Origin of the sequence: Streptomyces sp. NPDC088553, from assembly GCF_044752965.1 — a bacterium.
Taxonomy (GTDB): domain Bacteria; phylum Actinomycetota; class Actinomycetes; order Streptomycetales; family Streptomycetaceae; genus Streptomyces.
The window spans coordinates 1-26,235 of the sequence record NZ_JBIVMG010000006.1 but is presented as its reverse complement, the minus strand read 5'-3'; the positions used below and the strand labels follow the sequence as shown (position 1 = coordinate 26,235).

At 73.7% G+C, this 26,235-nt stretch carries 18 protein-coding genes, 2 pseudogenes and 1 riboswitch; of the genes and pseudogenes, 10 read left to right on the top strand and 10 right to left on the bottom strand.

Annotation, left to right across the window (positions count from 1 at the left end):
* Positions 1-90: 90 nt before the first annotated feature.
* A complete protein-coding gene (locus tag ACIP8Z_RS20605; protein ID WP_402085382.1) occupies positions 91-1,320 on the top strand; it encodes a PP2C family protein-serine/threonine phosphatase in 1,230 nt (409 codons plus the stop codon).
* A 201-nt stretch (positions 1,321-1,521) separates the two neighbouring features.
* Positions 1,522-1,667, top strand: a riboswitch (cyclic di-AMP (ydaO/yuaA leader).
* Between the two features lie 11 nt (positions 1,668-1,678).
* Positions 1,679-2,830 (top strand): M23 family metallopeptidase, encoded by a 1,152-nt coding sequence (locus ACIP8Z_RS20600; RefSeq protein WP_402085379.1) that lies wholly within the window; start codon positions 1,679-1,681, stop codon positions 2,828-2,830.
* A 181-nt stretch (positions 2,831-3,011) separates the two neighbouring features.
* Here the strand turns inward: ACIP8Z_RS20600 and ACIP8Z_RS20595 are convergent, their stop codons facing one another.
* Positions 3,012-4,022, bottom strand: a complete 1,011-nt coding sequence (locus tag ACIP8Z_RS20595; RefSeq protein WP_402085377.1) for a quinone oxidoreductase family protein — start codon at positions 4,020-4,022, stop codon at positions 3,012-3,014.
* Positions 4,023-4,152: 130 nt separating this feature from the next.
* Between ACIP8Z_RS20595 and ACIP8Z_RS20590 the strand changes: the two are divergent.
* Positions 4,153-4,250: pseudogene (locus ACIP8Z_RS20590) on the top strand (IS481 family transposase); the annotation flags it as partial.
* Positions 4,251-4,295: 45 nt separating this feature from the next.
* Here the strand turns inward: ACIP8Z_RS20590 and ACIP8Z_RS20585 are convergent.
* From ACIP8Z_RS20585 to ACIP8Z_RS20560, 6 genes are all read right to left on the bottom strand, one after another.
* Positions 4,296-4,784 carry a hypothetical protein gene (locus tag ACIP8Z_RS20585; RefSeq protein WP_402085375.1) on the bottom strand — a complete coding sequence of 163 codons (489 nt, stop codon included), beginning with the start codon at positions 4,782-4,784 and terminating at the stop codon, positions 4,296-4,298.
* 27 nt (positions 4,785-4,811) lie between these two features.
* Positions 4,812-5,027: a hypothetical protein gene (locus tag ACIP8Z_RS20580; protein WP_402085372.1), complete on the bottom strand. Its 216-nt coding sequence runs from the start codon at positions 5,025-5,027 to the stop codon at positions 4,812-4,814.
* A gap of 143 nt (positions 5,028-5,170) precedes the next feature.
* On the bottom strand, positions 5,171-6,499 hold the full coding sequence (locus tag ACIP8Z_RS20575; protein WP_402085369.1) for a PrsW family intramembrane metalloprotease: 1,329 nt from the start codon (positions 6,497-6,499) through the stop codon (positions 5,171-5,173).
* 55 nt (positions 6,500-6,554) lie between these two features.
* A complete protein-coding gene (gene trmB, locus ACIP8Z_RS20570) occupies positions 6,555-7,358 on the bottom strand; it encodes a tRNA (guanosine(46)-N7)-methyltransferase TrmB (protein ID WP_402085367.1) in 804 nt (267 codons plus the stop codon).
* A 46-nt stretch (positions 7,359-7,404) separates the two neighbouring features.
* Complete coding sequence (gene lhgO, locus ACIP8Z_RS20565; protein ID WP_402085366.1) at positions 7,405-8,589, bottom strand: L-2-hydroxyglutarate oxidase; 1,185 nt, start codon at positions 8,587-8,589, stop codon at positions 7,405-7,407.
* Between the two features lie 198 nt (positions 8,590-8,787).
* Positions 8,788-10,275, bottom strand: a complete 1,488-nt coding sequence (locus ACIP8Z_RS20560) for an MFS transporter (RefSeq protein ID WP_402085363.1) — start codon at positions 10,273-10,275, stop codon at positions 8,788-8,790.
* A gap of 570 nt (positions 10,276-10,845) precedes the next feature.
* Between ACIP8Z_RS20560 and ACIP8Z_RS20555 the strand changes: the two genes are divergently transcribed.
* The 4 genes and pseudogenes from ACIP8Z_RS20555 (at position 10,846) to ACIP8Z_RS20540 (ending at position 17,167) form a co-directional block, all read left to right on the top strand.
* Positions 10,846-13,095 (top strand): asparagine synthase-related protein, encoded by a 2,250-nt coding sequence (locus ACIP8Z_RS20555; protein WP_402086491.1) that lies wholly within the window; start codon positions 10,846-10,848, stop codon positions 13,093-13,095.
* 39 nt (positions 13,096-13,134) lie between these two features.
* Positions 13,135-13,314, top strand: a pseudogene (locus ACIP8Z_RS20550) (Uma2 family endonuclease); the annotation flags it as partial.
* A gap of 25 nt (positions 13,315-13,339) precedes the next feature.
* Positions 13,340-13,537: a hypothetical protein gene (locus ACIP8Z_RS20545; protein WP_402085361.1), complete on the top strand. Its 198-nt coding sequence runs from the start codon at positions 13,340-13,342 to the stop codon at positions 13,535-13,537.
* 72 nt (positions 13,538-13,609) lie between these two features.
* Positions 13,610-17,167: an ATP-binding protein gene (locus ACIP8Z_RS20540; protein WP_402085359.1), complete on the top strand. Its 3,558-nt coding sequence runs from the start codon at positions 13,610-13,612 to the stop codon at positions 17,165-17,167.
* On the opposite strand, the gene ACIP8Z_RS20535 is transcribed toward ACIP8Z_RS20540, so the two are convergent.
* Together ACIP8Z_RS20535 and ACIP8Z_RS20530 are read right to left on the bottom strand one after the other, a co-directional pair.
* Positions 17,154-19,286: a sigma-70 family RNA polymerase sigma factor gene (locus ACIP8Z_RS20535; RefSeq protein ID WP_402085356.1), complete on the bottom strand. Its 2,133-nt coding sequence runs from the start codon at positions 19,284-19,286 to the stop codon at positions 17,154-17,156. The genes ACIP8Z_RS20540 and ACIP8Z_RS20535 overlap by 14 nt on opposite strands.
* Before the next feature lie 209 nt (positions 19,287-19,495).
* A complete protein-coding gene (locus ACIP8Z_RS20530) occupies positions 19,496-20,287 on the bottom strand; it encodes a TetR/AcrR family transcriptional regulator (protein WP_402085353.1) in 792 nt (263 codons plus the stop codon).
* Positions 20,288-20,639: 352 nt separating this feature from the next.
* On the opposite strand from ACIP8Z_RS20530, the gene ACIP8Z_RS20525 reads away from it, so the two are divergent.
* Both ACIP8Z_RS20525 and ACIP8Z_RS20520 read left to right on the top strand, forming a co-directional pair.
* Complete coding sequence (locus ACIP8Z_RS20525; protein ID WP_402085351.1) at positions 20,640-22,004, top strand: NAD(P)/FAD-dependent oxidoreductase; 1,365 nt, start codon at positions 20,640-20,642, stop codon at positions 22,002-22,004.
* Between the two features lie 106 nt (positions 22,005-22,110).
* Positions 22,111-23,763, top strand: a complete 1,653-nt coding sequence (locus ACIP8Z_RS20520; protein WP_402085348.1) for a SpoIIE family protein phosphatase — start codon at positions 22,111-22,113, stop codon at positions 23,761-23,763.
* Here ACIP8Z_RS20520 and ACIP8Z_RS20515 read toward each other — a convergent pair.
* Positions 23,760-25,028 (bottom strand): MFS transporter, encoded by a 1,269-nt coding sequence (locus ACIP8Z_RS20515; RefSeq protein ID WP_402085345.1) that lies wholly within the window; start codon positions 25,026-25,028, stop codon positions 23,760-23,762. The two genes, ACIP8Z_RS20520 and ACIP8Z_RS20515, sit on opposite strands and share 4 nt — an antisense overlap.
* A gap of 155 nt (positions 25,029-25,183) precedes the next feature.
* On the opposite strand from ACIP8Z_RS20515, the gene ACIP8Z_RS20510 reads away from it, so the two are divergent.
* The gene (locus ACIP8Z_RS20510; protein ID WP_030318311.1) at positions 25,184-25,750 is read left to right on the top strand and encodes a MarR family winged helix-turn-helix transcriptional regulator; all 567 of its coding nucleotides are present in this window, start codon (positions 25,184-25,186) and stop codon (positions 25,748-25,750) included.
* Positions 25,751-26,235: the final 485 nt, after the last annotated feature.

Genomic DNA, 26,235 nt, shown 5'->3' with positions numbered 1-26,235 from the left:
CGTGGGAGTCGCCGCCCCGGGTGGCGGCGGCCACCCTGGGAGGGCGCGGTACGGGCCGCGGCCGGGTACGGACCGGGCAGGAGAGCACAGGTGGGGCACCCCCCAGGAGCGATCGGCGGGCGGCGGGGCGGCGAGGGCCGTCGCCCGTACGGCGGTGCCCGGAGGTTCATCCGGGCGCTGCCGCCGCTGATCATCGTGGGCGGTGTCTTCTTCGACGTCCTGACGCCGCCCAAGTACAGCGCGGCGCCGATGTTCTCCGCGGCCCCGCTGATCGCGGCCCCGTTCTCCTCCACCCTCACGACGCTGCTCACCGGGATCGCGGCCGTCCTCGCCTCCGTCGGGCTGCACATCTACAACGACACCGCGACCGAGATCCCGTCGCTCACCGAGTTCCTGACCGTGCTCACGGTCGCGGTGCTCGCGGTGCTCATCAACCGGGTCGTCCTCCGCAGCGGCGAGCGGCTCGCCTCGGCGCGGGTCATCGCGGAGACCGCGCAGAAGGCGGTGCTGCCGACGCCCGCCGAGCGCATCGGCGGGCTGCAGTGCGCGGCGCGGTACGAGGCGGCGCAGGCGGACGCGTTCATCGGCGGCGACCTGTTCGCCGTCCAGGACACCCCCTACGGGGTACGGCTCGTGGTCGGCGACGTCCGCGGCAAGGGCATGGACGCGGTCGAGGCCGTCGCCGTCGTCATCGGGGCGTTCCGGGAGGCGGCCGAGCAGGAACGGACCCTGGAGGGCGTGGCGCAGCGGCTGGAGCGGGCCCTCGCCCGGGAGGGCACCCGCCGGCACGGGCTCGATGCCTTCGAGGGGTTCACCACGGCCGTCCTCGCCGAGATCCCGCGCGGTGACGGGAGCGGCACCTTCGACGGTTTCGTACGGGTCGTCAACCGCGGGCACCCGCCTCCGCTGATGCTGTACACGGACGGGAGCCTGGACACGATGGAGCCCGGCGAGCCGGCGCTGCCGCTCGGCATGGGCGATCTGGCGTCGTGGCCGGACCGGGCCGAGGCGCGGCCGTATCCGCCGGGCGCGACGCTGCTCTTCTACACCGACGGTCTCTCGGAGGCGCGGAACGCCGAGGGCGTCTTCTACGACCCGGGGGAACGGCTCGCCGGACGGATCTTCCCCGGGCCGGAGGAACTGCTCGACGCGCTCGTGGACGACGTACGGCTGCACACCGGCGGCGGGTCGACCGACGACATGGCGCTGCTCGCGCTGAGCCGGCCGGCGACGGGGCAGCCGGAGCGGCGCCGGACGATGCCGGTGGTGCCGCCCGGCGGGTCCGGATCGCCCGGCGGCGGGCCCGGTCACCAGCCGTAGTCGCGAGGTGTCACTGCGATAACAATTGACATAACGTCAGATCGCGAGGGTTTTGGCTTCCCCTGCTGAAGGGCGGTCAACTCGGGCCATTACCGCCCAATTCAATGAATGATCAAGAGGAACAGCTTGGAATCGACACCCCGTGTCTATTAACGTTCGATAACGCAGTGCGGTCGTCCCAGCCGTCGCAAGAGACGGCACCGTGCGCACGCGCCGAATCCTGAAAAGGAACCGGGGAACCACCACTTGGGGTGAATCGAGCCCATCGCACCCGTGCGACGTGCCCGTAGGAGACCTTCCTGCTCCGAACCCGTCAGCTAACCCGGTAGGCGAGAAGGAAGGAAAGGAGCGCGCCTTCGTGGCGTCCAACACTCCCGCACCCGAAGCCCCCTTCGATGCCTTCGGTGGTGGTGCGGGTCCTGCCGCCCCGGACACCGAGTGGAACCCCACCGAGGGATCCCTCCGCGCCGAGAGCCGCTCCGGCGGCCGCCACCGTGTCGTCAAGCAGCGCTCCAACTTCGCCCGCTCCTCCACCGTCCTCGGCGTCGGTGTGATCGCGGCCGTCGGCGCGGGTGGCCTCGCCACCGCGCAGGAGAAGCCCCCGGTGGCGATATCGCTCCCGGACCTCAACCTGCCGGACGCCCACGACCTCCCCGGTGTCGGCGACCTCCTCCCCGAGGAGAGCCACGAGACGGTCAGCGCGGCCCGCGCCAACCCGAACCCGCTCACCAGCACCGCGTACGCCACCCTCGACGACGAGCAGGGCACCGGGACCCCGCAGATGCGGCAGGCCGGCCTGGTCACCCAGGACGGTCCGGCGGCGAAGGCCGCGACCGGCGCCGGCGACGCGGGCGAGGCCCTGCGCGCCCGCATCCTCCAGCAGGCCGAGCAGCAGCAGGCCTCCGCCGACGGCGCCGAGAAGGCCGCGGCGGAGAAGGCGGCGGCCGAGAAGGCCGCCGCGGAGGCCGCGGCCAAGGCCGACGCGGCGGAGAAGGCGGCCGCCGAGGCGAAGGCCAAGGCCGAGGCGGAGGCCAAGGCGAAGGCGGAAGCCGAGGCGAAGGCGAAGGCCGAGGCGGCGGCCGAGGCCGAGCGCCTCGCCAAGCTGGCCGCGAGCTACACGCTGCCGCTCTCCTCGTACAGCCTCAGCGCCACCTACATGCAGTCCGGGTCGATGTGGTCCTCCGGCTACCACACCGGCCTCGACTTCGCCGCCCCCACCGGCACCCCGCTCAAGGCCGTCCACAGCGGCACCGTCAAGTCGGCGGGCTGGTCCGGCTCGTACGGCTACCGCGTCGTCCTGGAGCTCTCGGACGGCACCGAGATCTGGTACGCCCACATGTCCTCCATGACGGTCTCCGCCGGCCAGACCGTGGGCACCGGCGAGACCATCGGCCGCGTCGGCGCCACCGGCAACGTCACCGGCGCCCACCTCCACATGGAGGTGCACACCCCCGGCGGCTCCGGCCTCGACCCGGCGGAGTGGCTGCGCTCCAAGGGCCTGAGCCTCTGACCCACCCGCGTCGCCACGAAGGCGACCGGGTCTGCCCGCCCTGGGCCCGTCCGGCCCTGATCCGCCGGACGGGCCCCAGCTGTTCCGTCCCGGGAGGTCGTGGACGGGTGAGCCAGTCTCGGCTGAGGGATCTTGAAGGGGTGTGACCCGGCTCCGAGATCCCCGACCTCGTCACCCGTGATCAGCTCAGCGTCTCCCCGCGGCGCCCGACAGCGGCCGCATCGGGAACGACGAGCAGCTTGCCGGTGGTACGCCGAGCCTCCAGATCGCTGTGGGCCTGGGCGGCCTCGGACAATGCGTAGCGGCCCGTTACGGTGACCTCAAGCGCCTTGGAGCGCACCCACTCGAACACATCGGCGGCCCGTCGGAGCAGTTCGGACCGATCGGCGATGAAGTCCCCGAGGCTGGGCCGGATCAGGGTCAGCGAACCGCCGTGGGCGAGCCGAATCGGATCAAACGGCGGCACGGCACCACTTGCCGCGCCGAAGAGCACGAGATGGCCGCGGGTCCGCAGGCTGGCGAGGCTCGCATCGAAGGTGTGCGCGCCGACGCCGTCGAAGACAACCGGCAGTCCCTGACCGCCGTTGAGCCGCCTCACCTCGGCTGCGAGATCGTCGACCGCGGAGGAAAGGATCACCTCGGCGGCCCCGGCACGCTTCGCCAGCTCGGCCTTGGCCGTGGTCGACGTCGTGCCGATCACCCTGCCGCCGAGATGGGTGATGAGCTGGGTCAGAAGCAGCCCCATGCCACCAGCAGCCGCGTGCACGAGCACCGTGTCGCCCCCCTGAACCGGGTAGGCGTCCTTGACGAGATAGTGCGCGGTCATGCCTTGGAGGAGCACGGCGGCGGCTGTCTCGAAGCCGATGTCGTCGGGCAGCGGCACCAGCCGGGAGGAGTCGACGACGGCCCGCTCGGCATACGTGCCGGGAATCTCCACCCAACCGACCCGGTCCCCGACTGCGACGTCAGCGACGCCGGGTCCGACCTCGACGACCGTGCCGGCGCCCTCAGCGCCCGGGGTGAAGGGCAGCGGGAGGCTGTACCGGCCTTCGCGGTGGTAGACGTCGAGGAAGTTGACCCCGGATGCGGCGACCTCCACGACCGCCTCGCCCGGACCCGGCCGCGGCTGGTCCACCTCGGCCTCCCGCAGCACCTCGGGACCGCCCACTTCGTACACCTGAATCGCTCGCATGACCCTCCAATATCGGCTCCTCCCCCACCAACCCCGTTGATGGCGAACCGATTCCCGGCAAGCAGACCGGCCCGCCGCCCCCGCCGAGAGCTGAGACGCCTGCTTCGCACGCGGGTCCGGGACACGCTTCCAGGTCCCCGGCCGGCTCCACTCCCACAAGCACCACCGCGGACACACCGCACTCGCGGGCAACCACCCGCAAGCGGCGTCCCCGACCTGACGAGGCAATGCACCCGAACATCGCGGCGAGCCCCGGCACCCTGTGGGCCCTGTTCACCCCCAGCGCGCGCCCGCCCCGGCCTCCGCGATCCAGGCGTCCAGCTGTGCCCGGGTGGTGCCGGGGTCGGCGACCAGCGCGCCCAGGTCGTCGCCCTCGACGACGGTGGTCGCCAGGGCCGGGCACCTGCGGCAGCCGTCCACACCGACCTGGACCCACCACTTGCAGTGGGGGCGCAGATGACACCGCGGCACGCTCCGGTGCTCGTCCGCCGGCGTCGCGGCCACCCGCTCCACCAGCCCGCAGTCATTGCCCCTGCGGTGCAGACAGTCGCTGACGCAGTGCGACGCGAAGCGCAGGACCCGGGTCGGCTCGACATCCTTCGGGATGACCGGCAGGACGTCTCCGGCCGGCACGGGATCGGCGAGGTACACGACCTCGCCGCCCTGCCCCGACCGCACTCCCAGGACCACCGACTCCGGTGCGTCGGCCTTGCCGCTCGGGCACCATGTCCTGCCCTCCCCGGAACGGTCCGCGGTGTTCATCTCCACCTCCTCGTCCGTCGGGGACCGCTACACGATCTGGCCGGCGCAGGCCGGAGTGCAGGCCGCCGCCGTGCGCTCCTGCTCGACCGCCTTGGCCAGGTGCGCCTCCAGCTGCGCCGAGGTGATCTGCCCGGGCCTGGGCAAGGACTGCGCGGACGCGGCACCCGCTCCGCCGAGAACGAGCGCGGCGGCCGCGAACGCGGCCGCGGTACCCCCGACAGCGGGGCGACTCGTGTACTTCATGCTGCAACCTCCTGGATGGGTACGAAAGGTGTACCGGCACGCTAGGAGGCCCCGGGGACCGTCCCCGGCAGTTCGGGGCGGCTGTTGGGGGGCGGTCGCGTCCGCCGCCAGGGGGTGTCCGGCGGATCAGGGCCGGACAGGCCCTAGCTGCGGTACGGGTTGAAGCCGTCGTAGTCCAGATACTGCGGCGGCGCCCAGACCTGGCCCGTCGCCCGTGCCGCGTACGTGAGGGCGGGGGAGGCGACCGCCCGGCGCTGCCACAGATGGTGCAGCAACTCCTGCTCACGGGCCGGGAAGTCGGGCCCGGCCGTGCCCCGCCGGGCCCGGTCCCGCAGGAACGCCAGGGTCGTCGCGAAGGACTCGTACTCGCCGACGGCCCGCGCGGCCGGCGGCCCGTACGTACGGGCGGCGAAGGCGCGGGCCAGCTGGCGGGCGCGCATCGAGGAGAGCGCGAGCGGCTCGGCGGGGGAGAGCCAGCCGGCCGCCGCGTACGCCGGGAGCTCGCCGGATATCGTGCGCAGCTCGCGCTGCCGGCTCCAGACCGCCAGCCAGGTCAGCAGACCGAAGGCCGGGACCATGAGCGCCCCGTACACTGCGTAGAAGGCCAGGGGGCCGCCGAAGGTGGCCGAGCCGTTCCAGGCGGCGTGCAGGCTCATGGCCAGCAGCAGCCCGGCGAGCGGCAGCAGCACCCGACGCAGGCGCTTGCCGTGCGGCGCGAGAGCGGCGAAGCCGAAGCCGACACCGGTGAGCACGGTGAAGAGCGGATGCGCGAACGGCGACATGACGACCCGGACGAAGAACGTCGCCGCGGTCACCGAGCCGAGGCCGGTGGAGCCGAACTCCTGGTCCTCGCCGAAGGCGTTGCCGAGGTAGAGGATGTTCTCGGTGAAGGCGAAGCCGGTCGCGGTGAACCCGGCGATCACGACCCCGTCGACGAGCCCGCCGAAGTGCTTCCTGCGGAAGAGGAAGAGCAGCAGGATCGCGGCGGCCTTCGCGGTCTCCTCCACCACGGGCGCGACGACGGTCGCGCCGAGAGTGTCCGCCGAGGCGGGATCCGCGGTGGCCGTCGCGATCCAGCGGACCGCGAAGGAGTTCGCCAGGATCGCGACGAGCGCGGCGGCGAAGGCGCCCCAGGCGAACGCGAAGAGCAGGTTCTTCCAGGGACCCGGCTCCACCCGGTCGAGCCAGCGGAACGCCGCCATCAGCAGCGGTACGGGAAGCACGGCGAGACCCAGGCCGACGAGGAAGCCCTCGGTGCCGGTCTGCTCGCGGACCAGCCCGAGGATGAACAGCGCGCAGATCGCGAGCACGGTGACGAGGGCGACGCCCCGGACCAGCCGGCTGCGCCAGAAGTCCCGGCGGGGCCGGTAGCGCCACTGGGACCGGTCGGCGGCGGCCGGGAAGGCCGGCTCCTCGGTGTCCCGGTGGGGGACGGGAGCGGCACCGGCTTCGGTGGGGACGGGGAAGGACACGTGAGCGACCCTAACGACCCCCACCGACAGCCGGAAAAGGGTTATGCCGGGCCTGTCACTTCCGCCGGAAGAGGAGATCGTTCACGACGTGCCCCTTGTCGAGCCCCTGCCCCTCGAAGCGGGTGAGCGGCCGGAAGTCGGGCCGCGGCGCGAAACCGCCGTCGGCCTGGGTGTTCTCGAAGTCGGGATGCGCGGAGAGCACCTCCAGCATCTGCTCGGCGTACGACTCCCAGTCGGTGGCGCAGTGCAGCACGCCGCCGGGCTTGAGCCGGGTCGCGAGGAGGCTGAGGAACTCGGGCTGGATGAGCCGCCGCTTGTGGTGGCGGGCCTTGGGCCAGGGGTCCGGGAAGTAGACGCGGCAGCCGTCGAGGGAGTCCTTGTCGAGCATCTCGCGGAGCAGGATGATGGCGTCGCCGTTGGCGACCCGGACGTTGGTCAGGCCGTTCCGGTCGGCGAGGCCGAGGAGATTGCCCTGGCCGGGGGTGTGGACGTCGACGGCGAGGATGCCGGTGCCGGGGTCGGCGGCGGCCATCTGCGCGGTCGCCTCGCCCATGCCGAAGCCGATCTCGAGGACGACGGGGAGCCCGTCGAACATCTCGCCGAGGTCGATGACCCGCTTGCCGTCGATGTCGAGACCCCAGTCGGGCCACCGCTTGAGCAGGGCCTCGGCCTGACCGGCGGTGACGCGGCTGCGCCGCGGCTGGAAGCTGCGGATCCGCCGCTCGTGATGAGACCCGGCGGGATCGGGCAGGGGGCCCTCGCCGGGCGCGAACCGCTGGCTGCCCCGCTGCGAGACGGGCCGTACGGACTCGGCAGGGTCGGCGGCGGGGCGCGCGAAGTTCTCTGGCTGCTCAGACACAATGCCCCGATTCTACGGCGAACCCCGCCGCCCGCCCGGCGGTGGGCTACAGCCGCGCCAGCGCCCTGCCCGCCACCTCGCGCCCGATCGGCAGCGACGCCGTCGCCGCGGGCGACGGCGCGTTCAGGACGTGGACCGTCCGCGGTGCCTCCCGGATCAGGAAGTCATCGACGAGGGTCCCGTCCCGCAGCACCGCCTGCGCCCGCACCCCCGCGTCCGCCCGTCGCAGGTCCGCCTCCGACACCACCGGAAGCAGCCTCCGCACCGCCTCCGTGAACGCCCGCTTCGACACCGACCGCCGCAGCTCACCCGCCCCGTACCGCCAGTGGGCCCGGGCGATCGCCCATGAGCCGGGCCACGCGAGCGTGCCGGCCAGCTCGCGCGGGCGGACGACGGACCAGCCGTACCCCTCCCGGGCGAGCGCCGGGACCGCGTTCGGCCCGATGTGGACGCCGCCGTCGATCCCCCGGGTCAGATGCACCCCGAGGAACGGGAAGGCCGGGTCCGGCACCGGATAGACGAGACCCCGCACGAGCGAGGGGTCCTTGAGCTCGTAGTACTCCCCCCGGAAGGGCACGATCCGCATGCCCGGGTCGTCACCCGCGAGCCGTGCGATCCGGTCGCAGTGCAGCCCCGCGCAGTTGACCAGGACCCGCGCCCGCACGACCCGGCCGTCCGCCGTCCGCACGGCGACCCCCCAGGGCCGCCGGTCGATGACGGTGACCTCGGCCCCGTACAGGATCCGGGCCCGGGAGGACTCGGCGAGCCGCCGGGACACCGCCCCGTAGTCGCAGATGCCGGTCGTGCCGACGTGGATCGCGGCCAGGCCCGTCACCCGCGGCTCGTACTCGCTGATCTGGGCGGGGCCGAGCTCGCGCACCGGGATGCCGTTCTCCCTGCCGCGCTGCACGAGCGCGTGCAGCCGGGGCAGCTCCTCGCGCGCGGTGGCGACGACGAGCTTGCCCGTCACCTCGTACGGAATGCCCCACTCCGCGCAGAACTTGACCATTTCGGCCGCGCCCTCGACGGCGAACCGGGCCTTGAGCGAGCCCGGCCGGTAGTAGATCCCGCTGTGGATCACCCCGCTGTTGCGCCCCGTCTGGTGGCTCGCGAGCGCGTGCTCCTTCTCCAGGACCGTGACCCGGGTGCCGGGAGCGGCGCGCGTCAGGGCGTACGCCGTCGACAGACCGACGATCCCGCCGCCGATCACCAGCACGTCACAGTCAAACACCAGCGCCACCTCCCACCCCCGATAGTGCACTGGCCCACTGACAATCCCGTGAAACCTCGCGCGACGGCACGAGACGCAGGTCACGCCGACGCGGGGCACCACGGCGCGGGTCATGCCGGCTCACGTCACGCCGACGCGGGTGGTGCCGGCCCACGTCACGCCCCTCGCGTCGGGGGCGACGAGCGGCGCCCCCGCCCCTCACGCCGGTGCGACGAGCAGCGGCCTGGCACGCTCCCGCAGCTCCATGACCCGGGGCTCGTCCCCGTACGGCTCCAGCCGGTGCAGCAGGTCCCGTACGTACTCCGTCGTCCGCGCCGACGAGATCCGCCCCGCCACCTCCACCGCGCGCGTGCCCGCCGCGCAGGCCGCGTCGAGGTTGCCCGACTCCAGCTCGGCGACGGCGGAGACCACCAGCCGCAGCCCGTGCGAGCGGACGAACTCCTCCGTCGGCCGCGAGAGCGCCTGCTCGGTGAAGCGGCGCACCTCCCGCGGCGCCTTCAGGTCGCTGTAGCACTCGGCGGCGTCGGCGCAGAACCGGTCGTACGAGTAGAAGCCCAGCCAGGTCGGGTCGCCGTCGCCCTCGCGGGAGCGCTCCAGCCAGCCCTCGGCGGACTTGAGAGCGGCCGCCGCGGCGACCCCGTCGCCGGCCTTCGCGTGCGCGCGTGCCTCGACGAGCCGGAAGAAGGACATGGTGCGGGCGGTGGCCAGCCCCCGGTTCCGTTCGAGCGCGGCCTGGGCGAGGTCGACGCCCTCGTCGGCGAAGCCCCGGTAGGTGGCCTGGAGGGACATCGAGGCGAGGACATAGCCGCCGAGCGGCACGTCGGCGGCGGCGCGGGCGAGCCGCAGCGCCTGGATGTAGTAGCGCTGGGCGGCCTCCTGCTGCCCGGTGTCGAACGCCATCCAGCCGGCGAGCCGGGTGAGCTCGGCGGTCGCGCCGAAGAGGGCCCGGCCGACCTCGTCGGAGTACGAGGCGAGCAGCAGCGGGGCCGCGTCCACCCGTAAGCACTCGGGGACCATGGACGAACGCCAGTCCCCGCCGCCGTACTTGGAGTCCCAGCGGCGCGCGTCCTCGGCGGCCTCGCGGAGCTTGGCGACGTCGCTGTGCCCCACGCGCACGTGCTCGACGGCGGCCGAGGCGGTCGCCGCGCCGCCCGTGGCGCCCCCGCCCCCGCCCCCGCCCGTGATCCCGGCCCCCGGCGGGCGCGGAGCCTCGCGCTCCACCGACGGATCGGCCGGGGTTATCAGCCAGCGGGACGCGGGCGTCGCGTACGCGCTCACCGCGAAGGAGCCGGCGAGCGACTGCCAGATCCCGCCACCGCCGGCCCGCCGCCCGGCGAGATCCAGCCGGTACAGGTCGGTCGCGGAGCGCACCGCCTCGCCCACGTCGCGCGGGAACGCGAGGCCCACCTCGGGCGCGGGATCGGCGTCGGCGAGCCCGATCTCGTGCAGCGGCACGGGCCTGCCGAGCTTCTGCCCGATCGCGGCGGCGATCAGATGCGGCGCGGCGCCCTGCGGCACCATGCCCTTCGACACCCACCGGGCGACCGAGGTCTTGTCGTAACGAAGCGTCAGGCCCCGTTGCGCACCGAGGTCGTTGACGCGCCGGGCCAGCCCGGCGTTGCTGATTCCCGCGAGGGCGAGAACCGTGCCGAGCTTTTCGTTCGGCCCGCGTTGCTCCCTGGACATGACGCCACCCCTCGACAACCCAGACGGCCGCCACGACGCCGGGCATAGGCGTGCGGCATTCGTAAACACAGCGTAGTTCGCCGCATCCCTACCGTTAAGGGGCGGTGTTCCGTATGGCGAGATTGTTGTGTGAAAGGCCGACAGTCGGGCCCGGCGGACCGGCTCGTGCTCCCACTGTGTGGCCGTGCGCCCGGCCGTGCGCTCTCTCGGCATGGCCGGGGGAGCGCTTCCATGAGTAGCGCGTGGGTCGGCCCGCTCGGCCGGGAAAGTGTCCCGGACCAGTGGGCTGGGGGATACCGCCGCCCCATTCCCCGCGGGCGGCGGACGGCACCGGGAGGCGGGAGCGCCTCCCGGGCTGCCGGTGGCCGGTGGGAAGCGGTGTGCGTGGGCGGGTGCCCCGGACGCTTCTCAACCCCGCCGGGGAGGGGCGATATTTGGCCGAATGACGCCGGTGTCCAACTGGCCCATGCCAGGGGCGCATTCGGCTTTCGCGCGCGTGCACCCGGACTCCGCCCCGTGCGCCGTTGTCGTGGCAGCATGTCTCCCACCGAAACGGATGTGGAGGCGCCGATGCGATGGCTGGTGGGCTGGAGCAGTGTCGCCGCGAGCTTCGCAACGACGGCCGGGGCCCGGGCGGGCTCGGTGAGCGGCCCGTACGGCGGCGCATACGGCTCGGGCTCAGGTGCCGGGTACGTCGCGGGATCCGGCTACGGCCCCGGCTCGGCCTCGGGCGCCGGCCACGGTTCCGGCTCGGGCCCCGGCTACGGCCACGCGGCCGCCACCGAGGGGCGCACGGTGCAACCCGTCGGCGCACAACTCCTCTGGGGCGACCCCGATCCGCTGTGGGCGGTCGGCGACTGGCGCCCCGACGAAGTGCGGGTCGTGGCCGTCGACGACCACACCCGTCTCGCCGTCCTCGGCTGTTGCGCCGCGAGCGACGAGGAACTGCGGATCGGCCTGCTCACCGCGCGCGGGGGCGCGTTGCGGCATCTCACGGCCTGGCCCGGCAGCTACACCGCGGTCGTCAAGGCCGGCCGCCGGGTCACCGTCACCGGTGATCTCGCGGGCGCCCGGCCCGTGTTCCACACCCCGTGGGCCGGCGGCACCGCCTTCGCCACCGCCGCCCTGCCGCTCGCCGACCTGGTCGAGGCCCAGCTCGACATCGGCCATCTCGCGGCGCTGCTCGCCTGCCCGGAGACCCCGGAGGCGCTGCGCGACTCCACCCCGTACGAGGGGGTCCGGCGCGTGCCGCCGGGCCACGCGCTGATCCTGCGGGAGGGCTCGCGCGAGATCACCGGGTACGAGCAGGTCGCCTCGCTCGCGGTCGCGGCGGCCCAGGCCGACCCCCGGCAGGCCGTCGAAGGGGTCAGGGACGCCCTGATCGAAGCCGTACGCGCACGGCTCACCGCCCCGCGGCACGCGCCCGAGGCCCCACTGCCGGACCCGGGCCCGGTGCCCGGCATGGGGCCCGCAGACCGGCGCGCGGCCCGGGGCGCGGGCCCGGCGCCCGGCATCGGCGCCGACCTGTCGGGCGGCAGCGCCTCCGGCACGCTGGCGCTGCTCGCGGCGGGCCTTCCCGGGGTGCCGGGCACGATCACCGGGCAGGGCACGGGCGCGGGGGAGCGGCTGCTCGCCGTCACCTTCAACGACCTGGCCACGCGCGCGGGTTCGGGCCGGGAGGACGAGCTGAAGCGGGCCGGGGCCATAGCGGCCGACCCGCGGCTGCATCACGTGGTCGTCGCGGGCGGCGAGGAGGCCCTCCCGTACGCCGCGCTCGACGGGCCGCTCACGGACGAGCCGGGGCCCTCCCTCGTGACGGCCGAACGACACCGGAGACGGCTCGCGGGCGGCAGCGCCGACCACTTCACCGGCATGGGCGCCAAGCAGGTCCTCGACGCGCACCCGGCGCGCCTCGCGGACCTCCTGATGGACCGCAGGCGCCGCTCGCTCGTCCGCCCGGTGACGGCGCTCGCGAAGGCCTCGGGGCCGTCGGCTGGCTCGCTCCTGGTGCCGCTGACGGTGTACCGGGCGGCGCGGAAGCTGGCCCGTACCCCGTACCGGACGGGCCTGGAGGCGGCCGCCCAGCGGGTCCTGGAGGCGAACCGGACGGCTCCGGACGGCTTCGGCCCCCTGGAGGCGTCCCTCTCGGCGCTCACCTGGTCCAGGCCGGGGCCCGCGGCGCGCTGGCTGACGGGGGAGGCACTGGCAGAAGTATCGGTTCGCCTGAACCGGGCGGCGACCCTGCCGACCTCCGTCCAGCGCCCGGGCGAAGCCCGCGCGCGTGCCGCCCTCGCACGTGCGGCGGCCGACCACCGGGTCCTGGAACAGGCCGCGGAGATCCGCGGCCAGCGCCTGCACGCCCCTTTCCTCGACAACCAGGTCGTACGGGCCTGCCGCGCCCTCCCGGAATCGCTCCGGGTCCAGCCGGACGCCCGCGCGGGCGTCCTGCGCACCGTCCTGTCCGGCGCCGGCATCCACGACCTCCCCGCGGGCTGGGGCGCCCCCCACCCGGCCGTCCCGGCCGGCGCCACGCGCGCGGGCCTGCGCGCGGCGCTCCCCCACCTGATCGCCCTCTTCGACGCCCCGCTGCTCGCCGACGCGGGCCTGATCGAGGCGCGCGTGGTCCGCGAGGCCCTCCGCACGGCGGCCGACGGCGCTCCCGTCCCCCTCGACGGCCTCGCCGACCTCGTCTCCACCGAACTCTGGCTCCGCCGCCTCATGTCCCGCCGAGGCTCCTGCTGGACCAACACGACAGAACCCCGCGCCCACCGCGCGGTCCAGGGCCCCCTGATCCCGGCGACGAGGTCCCTCCCGGCGTGAACGGCGTGGCCGTCGGGTGAAACGTCACTCGTCCCGGAGCTGAACGGTCAGGTCCGAGACCCCGACAAGGGCGTCGGGCGCTACACGGGCATCGGCCTCAGCCTGCCCGGGACCACCGACGCGGTCAGGGTCATCCCCGACCTCGTCATCGCCCCCGAGGGCAGCTTCGACGACCAGCGGGAGTGGCACACGCCCGACCCCGTCCTCCTCGTCGCGGAGGTCACCTCCACCTCCACCGCGCGCCGTGACCGCGTCCAGAAGATCCGGGCCTACGCGCGCGGGTATCCCGCTCTACCTGCTGATCGACCGCGAGGCGGGCGAAGCCGGCGTGTGCTCCGAACCCTCCGGCGACGACTTCGGCCACAAGTCCGTCCACAAGCTGGGGACGCGTGTCCCGCTCCCCGCCCCCCTCGGCTCCGTCCTGGACACCGCGGAGTTCTGACGGCCGCACTCCGCCGGACACTCCCGGGTAAACCCCGAGGCGCACGCCGGTGCCGCCGGACACAATGAGCCGGTGCGGTATCTCATCCTCGGCACCACCGAGGCCCTCGACCCCCTCGGCCGCCGCCTCCCCGTCGGCGGTGCCCGACTGCGTGCCCTGCTCGCCGCGCTCGCGCTGCGCGGCGGACGCCCCGCGTCCGTCGCCGAGCTCGCCGACGACGTGTACGGGGACTCCCCGCCGCAGGACGCCCCCGCCGCCCTCCAGGCCCTCGTCGGCCGCCTCCGGCGGATCATCGGCGGCGACGCCGTCGCCTCCACCCCCGGCCCCGGCTACCGGCTCGTCGCCGCCCCCGAGGACATCGACCTGTACGTCTTCGAGCGCCACGTCCAGGACGCGGCCGCCCACCTCGACGCCGGCGACCCGGAGAAGGCCGCCGCCCTTCTCCGCCCGGCCCTCGGCCTCTTCCGGGGGCCCGCCCTCGCCGACCTGGCCGACTCGGCGGGCGTCCGCCCCGAGGCCCAGCGGCTCGCGGCGCTGCGGCAGCGCGTCGAGGCCGATCTGCGCCGGGGCGCCACCGGCGGACTCGTACCGGAGCTGACCGGGCTCACCACCACGTACCCCTACGACGAGGCCTTCCACGCCCAGCTCATCCGCGCCCTGCGGGCCGAGGGCCGGCACGCCGACGCCCTCGCCGCCTTCGAGTCGGCCCGCCGTACCCTCGCGGACGCCCTCGGCGCCGACCCCGGCCCCGAACTCGCCGCCCTCCACCGGGAACTCCTCGCGGGTCCGCCCCCGACCCCCGCCCCGACCCCCGCCCCGGGCTCCGCGCGTACGGGCGCCCCGTGGGGGCCACCGACCGCCGCCGACGCGCGGCCGACACCACCGCCGGACCACCCGCGCGCCCTCACCCCCACCCCCGGCAACATCCGCCCCCGCCTCACCTCCTTCGTCGGCCGGGAGCCCGAGCTGGCCGCGATCCACGCCGACCTGGGCCGCTTCCGGCTCGTCACGCTCACCGGCCCCGGCGGCTCCGGCAAGACCCGGCTCGCCGAAGAGGCCGCCCTGAGGATCTTCGCCCCGACCGCCCCGACCGCCCCGACCGCCCCGCCCGCCGCCCCCGCCGCCGGCTCAGCCGGCACACCCGCCACAGATACAAACCCCGCCCCCTCAGCCCCCACCACCTCAGCCCCCACCAGTCCGGGCCCCGCCGGAGCCAACCTCCCACGGACCGAGCCCGCACCCGCCTCCCCCACCACCGCCTGGATCGCCGAACTCGCCCCCCTCGACGACCCCGAGGCCGTCCCCGGCGCCGTCCTCTCCGCGCTCCGGCTCCGCGAGGTCAACCTGATCACCCGTGAGGGCGTGCCCCTCCAGGACGACCCCACGGCCCATCTCGTCGAGCACCTCGCCCGGCGCCCCTTCCTCCTCGTCCTCGACAACTGCGAGCACGTGATCGACGCGGCCGCCGCCCTCGCCGAGGCCCTCCTCACCGACTGCCCGCAGCTCCGCATCCTCGCCACCAGCCGCGAACCCCTCGGCGTCCCGGGGGAGTCGGTCCGTCCCCTCGAACCCCTGCCGCCGGACCCCGCGCACCGCCTGTTCGCCGAGCGCGCCCGCGCCGTACGCCCCGACGTCGACCTCACCCGGGGCGGCGGCGCCGCGGCCGTCGACGAGATCTGCCGCCGCCTCGACGGCCTGCCCCTCGCCATCGAACTGGCCGCCGCCCGGCTCCGGCTGCTCACCCCGCGCCAGATCGCCGACCGGCTCGACGACCGCTTCCGTCTCCTCACCTCCGGCTCCCGCACGGTCCTGCCCCGCCAGCAGACCCTCCGCGCGGTCGTCGACTGGTCCTGGGACCTGCTCGACCCCGACGAGCGCACCCTGCTCCGCCAGGTCTCGGTCTTCGCCGGCGGCTGGGACCTCGCCGCGGCGGAGGCCCTCTCCCCTCGCGCGGCGGACGCGCTCGGCGCCCTGGTCGACAAGTCCCTCGTCGTCGCCACCCCCACCGAGCGCGGCGAGATGCGCTACCGGCTCCTGGAGACCATCCACGAGTACGCGGCCGAGCGTGCCGCCGAGACCCCGGAGGTCCTCGCCGCCGCCGAGGCCGCCCACCTCGCCCACTTCACGGCCCTCGCCGAGACCGCCGAGCCCAAACTCCGCTCGGCCGAGCAGCTCCCGTGGATCGAGCGGATCGAACGCGATCTGGACAACATCCGCGCCGCCCTGCACCGCACCCTCGTCACCTCCCCCGACGAGGCCGCCGCCCATCGCCTGGTCTTCGCCATGGGCTGGTTCTGGTGGCTGCGCAACTACCGCCCGGAGGGCCTGAACTGGGTCGACCGCACGGTCGCGCTCGGCGACGACCCGGCCGACCCCGACGACCCCCGCTACTGGCCCCGGATGCGCCTGCGCATGCTGCAGTTCTTCCTCGGGGTGGAGAGCCGCACGCTGGGGGACTTCCGGGAACCGGAGACGCTCGCGCTCGCCCGCCGTGTACGGACGGCGTTCGGCGAGCCACCCGGCCCCGAGGGCGCCCGGTTCCCCGGCCTGCTCTGGCCGTTCACCGCGTACCTCACCGAGGAACCGGCCGTGGTCCGCGACCTCCTCGACCAGGCCGTCGCCAACTGCCGCCGCCACGGCGGCGACTGGGAGATCGGCGTCAGCCTCATGTTCCGTACCCACATGGTCGTCGACATGCCCGGCGGCATGCCCGGCATCGACGAGGACCTCGCCGAGCTCCGCCTCCTCGCCCGGAGCGTCGGCGACCGCTGGATGGGCGCCCAGATCGCGAGCGCGGTGGGCGAGGCCCATATGCTGCGCGGCCGCAGCGAGGAGGCCGGGGAGGCGTACGAGGAGGCCCTCCGGCTGGCCCGCGAGGTCGGCGCGCACGCCGAGTCCCCGTTCCTCCTCGCCCGCCTCGCCGAACTCGCCTACCACACGGGGGACATGGAGGCCGCGGAGAAGGGCCTCGACGAGGCCTCGCGGGAGGCGGAGCGCTACCGCGTGCGGGACACCGGCGTGTTCGTCTGCTTCCTGCGGGCCGCCCTCGCGCTGTACCGCGGTGAGGTCGCGGAGGCCCGCGCCCAGCTGGAGCAGGCGGGCCGCACGGTCGCGACCGGGGCGCCGCCACCGCACTTCGAGGCGGTCCTCGTGGGGCTGTCCGCGCGCGTCGAGGCGGGCGAGGGGCGGGCGTCCGCCGTCGCCACGGCCACCGCGGCGCTGCGCGGTGCGCGGGACGCGCAGTGCGCGGACTTCATCGTCTCGGGCCTGGGGGAGGGCCTCGCGGTCGTCCTGTCCTCGGCGGGCGAACCGGCCCTGGCGATACGGATCATGGCGGCCGTCGAGAGCTGGCGCGAAGGTCTGCCCCGCTCGGTCCCGGGGCTGCGGGACCTCCAGGCCGTGACCGACCGGGCGCTCGCGGCGCTCGGCCCGTCGGGCGTCGCCGCCGCCCGCGCGGCGGGGAAGGGACTCGGTGTCGACGAGGTGCTGGCCCTCGCGGAGACCGTCGCCCCGCGGCCCGGACCGGAGGAGCCAGGGACGGACGGGGCCGTCCCCGGACCGGACGGACCGGGGACGGACGGACCGGGGACGGACGGACCGGGGACGGACGGCACCGTCAGGAGCAGCTGATCCGCGACTGGGCCCAGTCGGCGACCGCGACCCGCCCGAACGGCGTGTGCTCCTCCACCACCAGCCGGATCGTGTCGCGGCCGGAGATGTCGACGTGCACCGGGACCGGCGGGTCGCCGGCCCGGACCACGTCGGAGCGCCAGAGCCGCTCCTCGTCGCCGTACACGGAGAAGCGGACGCCGCCGACGCCCAGCAGGGCGCTCAGGTCGTCGACGCCGACGACCGCGTCGTAACTCGTGCACTGCCGGTTGAGGTCGATCAGCAGGGACGCGGGCGCGTGGACGCTCACCCCGTGCGCGTACGGGGTGCCGCCGATGGACAGCCTCTCGCGCTGCCACATCCAGCTGCTGTCGGAGAGGGCGACCTCGGGCTTCGTGCCGTCGCCGAAGATCCCGTAGTCCAGCTCGTCGACCTGGTAGACCCTCGGCGGGGTGGGCGTCGGCTTCGGCTTCGGCGAGGGCTTCTCGGGGCTGGGCGTCGGCGTGGGCGTCGGCGTGGGGCTGGGCTTCGGCGGTGGCGTCGGCTTCGGTGACGGCTTCGCGGGCGCCGGCTTCGGCGTGGGCTTCGCGGGCGGGGGCGTGGGTGTCGGCGTCGGCGTGGGCGCCGACGGCTCGGACGTCACGGGCGGGGGCGGCGGTACGGGCTTCGGCGTCGGCTTCGGCGGCGGCGCGGGCTCCGCCGGTACGAGGGGGGTGACGACGGGCTGGGTGGGTCTGGGCGCGGCCACGGGCTGCGGATCCCCGGCCATGGCCCAGACGAGGCCGGCGGCCGCGGCGACGGCCACGGCGGCCGCGATCCCGGCCTTGGCGGGCGCGCCGAGCCCCTCGGCGGCGGCGCCGGAGGCCGCACCGCCGGAGGACCCGGTGGCGGCGGCCGCGGCCCCGGCCGCGCCCGCGCCGACGGCGCCACCGGCGACGACGCCGGCGGCCTTGAGCGAGTACCCGGCGGCGAACCAGCCGATGACGGCGACCGGGAGCAGCGCGGGGATCCCGGCGTTGACATGGGCCAGCTCACCGGCGGCGAGCCGGCACTTGGCGCACTCGTCCAGGTGCTTGCGCAGTCCTCGTTCGGCGCGCATCCGCAGGCCACCGCGCGCGTAGGCGCCGAGCCGGTCGGCGTACCGGGCGCAGTCGCCGCCGGCCGTCAGGGACTGGCTGACGTGGGCCTGGAGGTAGGCCTGCTTGAGGCCTTCGCGGGCGCGGCTGGCGAGTACGGCCGTGGCGTTGGCGGTGAGTCCGAAGAGCGGTGCGACCTCGCTGGGGGACTCCTCCTCGACGGTGGTGTGCCACAGCACGGCCTGCCAGCGCTCGGGCAGCGAGCGGAAGGCCTGCATGGCGAGCGATTGCTCGGCCTCGTGCATGGCCAGGACGTCGGCGCCGAGGTCGAGGCCCGCCCCGAACGAAGCGGTCTGGTCGGAGACCTCGGAGGAGCGGGCGGCCTCGGCCGCGAACACCGCGAAGTCCTCGACGAGGTGTTCCCGCTTCTGTGTCTTCGTCCAGTTCGCGGCGACGCGCCGGACGGTGGTCATCAGATAGGCGCGTACGGCCTGTTCGGGTCCGGCTCCGCCGCGGACCGCCTGGAGGGTGCGGGCGAAGACCTCGGCGGTCAGGTCGTCGGCGGTGTGGGCGTCCCGGCAGCAGGTCCTGGCGTACCGGCGCACGGCGTCGGAGTGTCTGCGGAAGAGTTCCTCGTACGCGGAGTCGTCGCCGTCCCGCATGAGCTGGACGAGCTCGGCGTCGGAGGGCGGCAGTTCGACCGGCGGCGGAAGGACGGTGTCGTGCTCGTGGTGGTCCTCGGCGGCGGTGTCGGTCCCGGTCGTGTCGAACCCGGCGCCCGTTCCGGAACCGGCGCCCCAGCCGGAGGCCTTGCCCTCGCGCTGCGGTGGCACGCTCGCGTCGAGCGGCTCGACGGCGCCCACGGAACCGGCCGAACCCGCTCCGGCCGAACCCGCTCCGGTCGGCCCCGTGCTCATGGACCCCGCGCCCACGGGCCCCGCTCCGGCCGTGTCCGGCGCGCCGGAGAGGCCTCCCGGCCCGCCCTGGCTCGGCACCTGCCGGGAGGGCAGGCCCCCCGCCTCGGCGGGGCCGCCCAGCGGCTCGTCCCGACTGTCACCGCTCATCGCGGAAGCCCCCGTACGCACGCTCGGACCCGAACACCGGCCAAGCCTGCCACAGAGCGCGGGCACGCCGAAGCGCCGCGTCCACTTACCACTCATCCGGGGCGACTTCGTGTATCCGGGCGTAACCGCTCACACGTTCGTGTCATGCTCGTTGATCCGCCCGGACCACGAAGACTCCGGCCCGCGCCGAGAGCGCGGGCAGCCGACTCCTACCGGGAGCGCAGCCCCTCGATCAGGATGTCGAGAAGACGCGTCGATGCCGCCGCCTGCTGCACCGCGTCCGGCAGCGCCGGAGCGGCCGTGGCGATGACGAGGAGGACGTCGGCCACGGTCACGTCCGTCCGCAGCTCACCCGCCTCACGCGCCCGGTCGACCAGCCTGCCGACCACATCCAGGAGCTCCGCGGCGCCCGCGTCGTCCTTCTCCTCGGCCGGCACGGCCCGCGGCGCGACCACGCGTGCGTCGGTCTGCTCGCCGACGCCCCGCTGGTGCGGCACCCGCGCCGCGTCGTCCGCGTCGTGGGAGTCGCCGCCGAGCGGCAGCACCGTGACGTCGTCGACGCCCACCCGCAGCACCTGCGGCGGAAGGAGCCGGCCCGCGCCCGAGGCCACCGAGGTCCGCAGGAACCGGGAGAGCGCCGACCACGGCTCGTCCTCCTGGCCGAGCGCGGCGCGCGCCTGCTCGGTCAGCCGGGAGGTCTCCTCCTCGGCTATCCGCCTGACCAGCACGTCCTTGCTCGGGAAGCGGCGGTAGACGGTGCCGACACCGACGCGGGCGCGGCGTGCCACGTCCTCCATCGGAGCCCCGTAACCGAGCTCGCCGAAGACCTCGCGCGCGGCGCGCAGGACATGCTCCAGATTGCGCTGGGCGTCCACCCGCAGCGGCGCGGACCTGCCGGACACCGGGGCGCCGTTGCGCTCGGAGCCGACGCCCGCGTGCGGGCCGTCGTCCACGGTCGCCGTCCCGGCGCCCGTCTGCCATCGTGAATCCTGAATATGCATAAGCGTTCCCCCGCTCATGATGTCTCCCCCCGGAGACTCCCCGCCCTGAAACGGGGCTTCCGGTGACAAGCGCTTCGGTCCACGCGCTCCCATCCGACACCCCGACGAAGTACGAACATAGTTGAGTCCGGGTCAATTCAGAAGGGGGAGTTCCGTACGGTGCGCCCCCCGATCGGAGCAAGGACCGGAACACTCCCGATTCCGACCCTCCATCGAACCCGGCGCGGCCACCCTGACCTGCGCCGTTGCTCCCGTACCCCCCTTATGCGCCACCCCGCGCCTCCGTACCCCTCCGGTCACACAATTTGCCGGGGCTGTGGACAAACCACGGACGGCGGTGCGTCATGGGACAGTGACCGAACCTGCGCGCATTCTCGTGGTCGGCGGTGGCTACGTCGGCATGTACACCGCGCTGCGCCTCCAGCGGCAGCTCAGGGCCGAGCTGAGAGCCGGCGACGTCGAGATCACGGTGGTCACCCCCGAGCCGTACATGACGTACCAGCCGTTCCTCCCCGAGGCCGCCGCCGGCTCGATCTCCCCGCGGCATGTCGTCGTGCCGCTCCGCAGGGTCCTCGACCGCTGCCGGATCGTCATCGGCGAGGTCCTCTCCGTCGACCACGCCAAGCGGACCGCGACCCTCTCCACCCTCGCGACCGCCGAAGAGGGAACCGGTTCGGTCGACCTCACGTACGACGAGCTGGTCATCGCGCCGGGCTCGGTCTCCCGCACCCTCCCGGTCCCCGGTCTCGCCGACCACGGCATCGGCTTCAAGACCGTGGAGGAGGCCATCGGCCTGCGCAACCACGTCATCGAGCAGATGGACATCGCCTCCTCGACCCGTGACCCCGCGATCCGCGATGCCGCCCTGACCTTCGTCTTCGTCGGCGGGGGCTACGCGGGCGTGGAGGCGCTCGCGGAGCTGGAGGACATGGCCCGCTACACGGCGCGGTACTACCACAACGTCAAGCCGGAGGACCTGCGCTGGGTCCTCGTCGAGGCCTCGGACCGCATCCTGCCCGAGGTGGGCGAGGAGATGGGGAAGTACGCCATCCGCGAGCTGCGCGGCCGGAACATCGACGTACGCCTGGAGACCCGCCTCGAATCCTGCGAGGACCGGATCGCGGTCCTCAGCGACGGCACCCGGCTGCCCACCCGCACCGTCGTCTGGACCGCGGGCGTGAAGCCCGCCCCCGTGCTCGCCGCGACGGACCTGCCGCTCGACGAGCGCGGCCGGCTCCGCTGCACGGCCGGGCTCGCCGTCGAGGGCGTCGCCCACGCCTGGGCCGCCGGAGACGCAGCCGCCGTCCCCGACGTGACCTCGAAGGAACCCGGCAAGGAGTGCGCGCCCAACGCGCAGCACGCCGTCCGCCAGGCCAAGGTCCTCGCCGAGAACATCGCGGCCTCCCTGCGCGGACAGCCGCTCAAGGAGTACGCGCACGCGTACGTCGGCTCCGTCGCGTCCCTCGGCCTCCACCAGGGCGTCGCCCACGTCTACGGACGGAAACTCAAGGGATATCCGGCCTGGTTCATGCACCGCGCCTACCACCTGAGCCGGGTGCCCACCTTCAACCGCAAGGCCCGGGTCCTCGCCGAATGGACCCTGTCCGGCCTGTTCAAACGGGAGATCGTCTCCCTCGGATCGCTGGAACACCCCCGCGCCGAATTCGAACTCGCCGCCGCTCCGCCACCCGACCACGGCGACAAGCCGTCGTCCTGACATCACTGTCAGTGCACTCGTCCACACTGGACGTGTGACCATAGGTGGGCTCACACCTGCACAGCGTGACTCTGCACGGCACCGACACCACGAGGCATAGAGATCCGTGAACTTCACCCGTTGGAGCGCCCGGCTCCCCGGTACACAGCGCCGCGCGGCGCGGGGGACCGAAGGCTCCGTGCCCGCCGCCCGCGGTGAGTACGCGCAGCAGCTGGAGCACCTCGCCCACGAGGCTGCCGAGACCGGCGAGCCCGTCGACGTACCCGCCCTGGAGGACTTCTCCGTACGGGAGCTCCTGGGCCGGCTCCCCGGCCTGGTCGCCCTCGCGTACGGCCCGGAGCACCGCATCGCGTACGTCAACGACGCCTATGCCGCCGCGTTCGGCCCCCGCCCCGCGGGCGCGCCCGTCGCCGACACCTGCCCGGAGGCGGAGGAGCTCGGCCTGCTGCCCCTCATGGACCAGGTGCTGCGCAGCGGCAAGCCCCGTACGGTCAAGTCCCGCCGCACCCAGGACGGCGGCTCGTACACGGTGACGTGCCTGCCCGTGGACAGCGCGCACCTCGAAGGCGGCGGAGTCCTCGTCCACGCCGCGGACGTCACCGACCACGCGGAGGCCGCCGAGCGGCTGCGGGCCAGTGAGCGCCGCCACCGCGAGACCGCCGTCACCCTCCAGCGCTCCCTGCTCCCGCAGGACCTGGAGCAGCCCGACGACCTGCGGATCGCCGCCACCTACCAGCCCGGCGGCACCGACGCGGCCGTCGGCGGCGACTGGTACGACGTGATCACCCTCGGCGCCGGCCGCACCGCGCTCGTCATCGGCGACGTGATGGGCCGGGGGGTGCGCGCCGCCGCCGTCATGGGCCAGCTCCGCACCGCCGTCCGGGCCTACGCACGCCTGGACCTGCCCCCGCACGAGGTGCTCCAGCTCCTCGACGGCCTCGCCGCCGAGATCGACGCCAGCCAGATCGCCACCTGTGTGTACGCGATCCACGACCCCAACGAGGGGAAGCTGGTCTACGCCTCAGCGGGGCACCTCCCGATCCTCGTCCGGGACGAGGACGGCAGCGTCCGGTGCGCCGAGGACCCGACGGGCCCGCCGCTCGGCACGGGCGGCTGGCTGCACACCTCCGGCTCCATCGCCCTGCCGCCCGGCTCGACCGCCGTCCTCTACACCGACGGTCTGGTCGAGCGGCGCCGCGAGGACATCGACGAGGGCGTCGCCGCCCTGGCCCGCGCGCTCTCCGGCGCCAGCGGCACCCCGCAGGTCGTCTGCGACCGGCTGCTCCGCTCCCTGGGGGTCACCGCGGAGCACGACGACGACGTGGCCGTCCTGGTCGTCCAGCACCCGTCCCGCAAGGGACCGGACGCGGAGCTCTTCCACAACGCGGCCCTGGAACTCCTCGGCGGAGTGGAGGCCGCTCCCCGCGCGCGTGCGTTCGCCTCCGGGGTCCTGTCGTCCTGGCGCTTCCCGGTCGAACTGCGCGACCTGGGCGTCCTCGCCACCAGCGAACTGGTGGCGAACTCCCTCCAGCACGGCACCCCGCCCATGCGGCTGCGCCTGCGCCGCACCGACCGCCGACTGATCATCGAGGTCACGGACGGGGACGACCATCTGCCGCGCCGCCGCAGGGCGGAATCCGAGGATGAGGCGGGCCGCGGGATCTCGATCATCGCGACGATCGCCTCGTCCTGGGGAAGCCGCCGCACACCGGGCGGCGGCAAAGCCGTCTGGTGCGAGTTCGCCCTCCCCGACCACTAGGCGGCCGCGGTCTCCTTCTCGGGAAGGTGTTGCGCCACGACCCGGGACGGCTTCAGGGCGAGCGACGGCTGGTTCTGCTCCGGGGTCAGCTGCCTGCCCAGCCGCACCGCGAGGAACGTGATGCCGAGCGAGAAGAGCACGAACGTCACGATGTACGGACCGTGCAGCGCGGCCCCCATGGGCCCGCCGACGGCCGGCCCGACGGCCAGCGCCAGCTGCTTGACCAGCGCGAAGGCCGAGTTGTACTGCCCGACCATCGACTCCGGCGCCAGATCGGCGACCAGCGGCGCGACGGTCGGCGACAGCATCGCCTCACCGAGCCCGAACAGGGCGTACGTGGAGACGAAGGCGGCCGTCGCCATGGCCTGGCTGCCGTGCCCGAGGCCCGCGTACCCGGCGATCAGCCAGGCCACGGTCCAGATCAGACCGACGGCCGCGATCACCCGGGTCCGCTTGCGGCGCTCGACGAACTTCAGCACCAGGAACTGGGCGGCCACGATCACCGCGGTGTTCGCGGCCAGCGCGATACCGAGCGTCGAGGGCTGGATGCCGGCGGCCTCGGTGCCGTACGCGGCGAGACCCGACTCGAACTGTCCGTAGCAGGCGAAGAAGAGGACGAAGCCGAGGACGCACAGCTGCACCATGGCCTTGTGCCCGAGCAGCGCGCGGACGCCGCCGCCCTTGCCGCCCTCGGAGGGACGGGCACCCTGGAAGGCCGGAGAGCCCGGCATCCTCACGGTCCCGACGATCGCCGCCAGGACGAGGAACATCGCCGCCTCGATCGAGAACAGCAGGATGAAGCTGCCCGGCCGGCTGGTGTCGACCAGCAGACCGCCGATCAGACCACCGACGCCGAGACCCAGGTTCTGCAGGAAGAACTGCATCGCGAACGCCCGGGTGCGCCCGACGGGCGTCGAGCACCAGACGATCATCGTGGCCAGCGCCGGCTGGAGCACGGCCGTACCGGCTCCGAGCAGCGCCGCGGCCCCCACGGCCGCGGGCACGCTGGACGCGAAGCCCATCGCCACCGCACCCACGGCGGCGACGACCGAGGCGACGAGCAGGACCGGCACGGGCCCGCGCCGGTCGATGGCCCGCCCGCTGAAGGGCAGCACCACCAGTGCGGCCATGGCGAAGACGGCCAGGACGATGCCCGCCGTGGCCGCGCCCAGATCCCGCACCTGCGCCACGTACACATAGAGGTACGGCACGGTGAAGCCGAGTCCGAACGCGCTCAGCGCGCTGCCTGCCTGAATACGGCGCATCGCTGCGCCCCTCGCCTTGGTCACACTCACCCACTTCGGTCGCAGGTTCAGAGGTGTACCCCTGAACCCTGAAGACTTCAACACTAAAGTTAGAGCCTTAACAGTACACACCGAAGGACTTCAACGCCAACGAGACCCGTGGGATACTCACCTCCATGTCCGACAACCCCGAGCGGTCCGGCCCGCAGGCTCCGCAGGAGCCGAGCCTCGACGAGCAGATCGCCGCCTATCAGCGCGAGTTCCGCGACCTCGACCCCCAGGTCGAGAAGGTCGTCTCCGCGCTCGGCCGGCTGAACCGACGGATGAACGTGGCGTACGGACGCCAGCTCGCCGACCTCGGCATCAGCAACGCCGAGTGGGAGGTCCTCAAGACCCTGGTCCTCGCCGGCGAGCCCTACCGGCTGGGCCCGGGTGAGCTCGCCAAGCGACTGGGCCTCACCCCGGCCGCGATGACCCACCGCATCGACCGCATGGCGGGAGAAGGCCTGGTCACCCGCGACCGCGACGAGAACAACCGCGTCCGTGTGATCGTCGAGCTCACCGACGAGGGCCGCTCGAAGTGGCTGGAGGCCATGCGCATGGCCACGGACTTCGAGGAGGAGCTCCTCCAGGACCTCACCTCGGACGAGCGGGGAGTCCTCGGCGAGATCCTCATCCGTCTCCTCCGTCGCGTGGAGCTCACCCAGCCCGACGCCGGCGGCCGCCTGACGGACCTCGACTGAACTCGCTTGACAGGGCTTGACACTCCCCTGCCGGATGCGTAGTGTTCTCCGAGTTGTCACAGAGCCGGAACGGTTCTTCGACAACCACTCCGCCGCTGATAGCGGCACCTCTACTCAGCACGATCTCCCCACCGGGACGAATTTCGGCATGCCGAAATTCATTTCGAAAGACTCGATTATGAGCCGCCGGGGAAATCCGCTAGAGTTTGAGACGTCGGAACGGCCCAACAGCCGCTAAGACAAACCCCGCTGACTGGGAATCAGACGCCGAAAGGTTCTGATAGAGTCGGAACCGCCGGAAGGGCCCGGAGCGAAAGCGAACGGGACCGGAAAGCACCGAGGAAATCGGATCGGAAAGATCTGATAGAGTCGGAAACGCAAGACCGAAGGGAAGCCCGGAGGAAAGCCCGAGAGGGTGAGTACAAAGGAAGCGTCCGTTCCTTGAGAACTCAACAGCGTGCCAAAAATCAACGCCAGATTAGTTG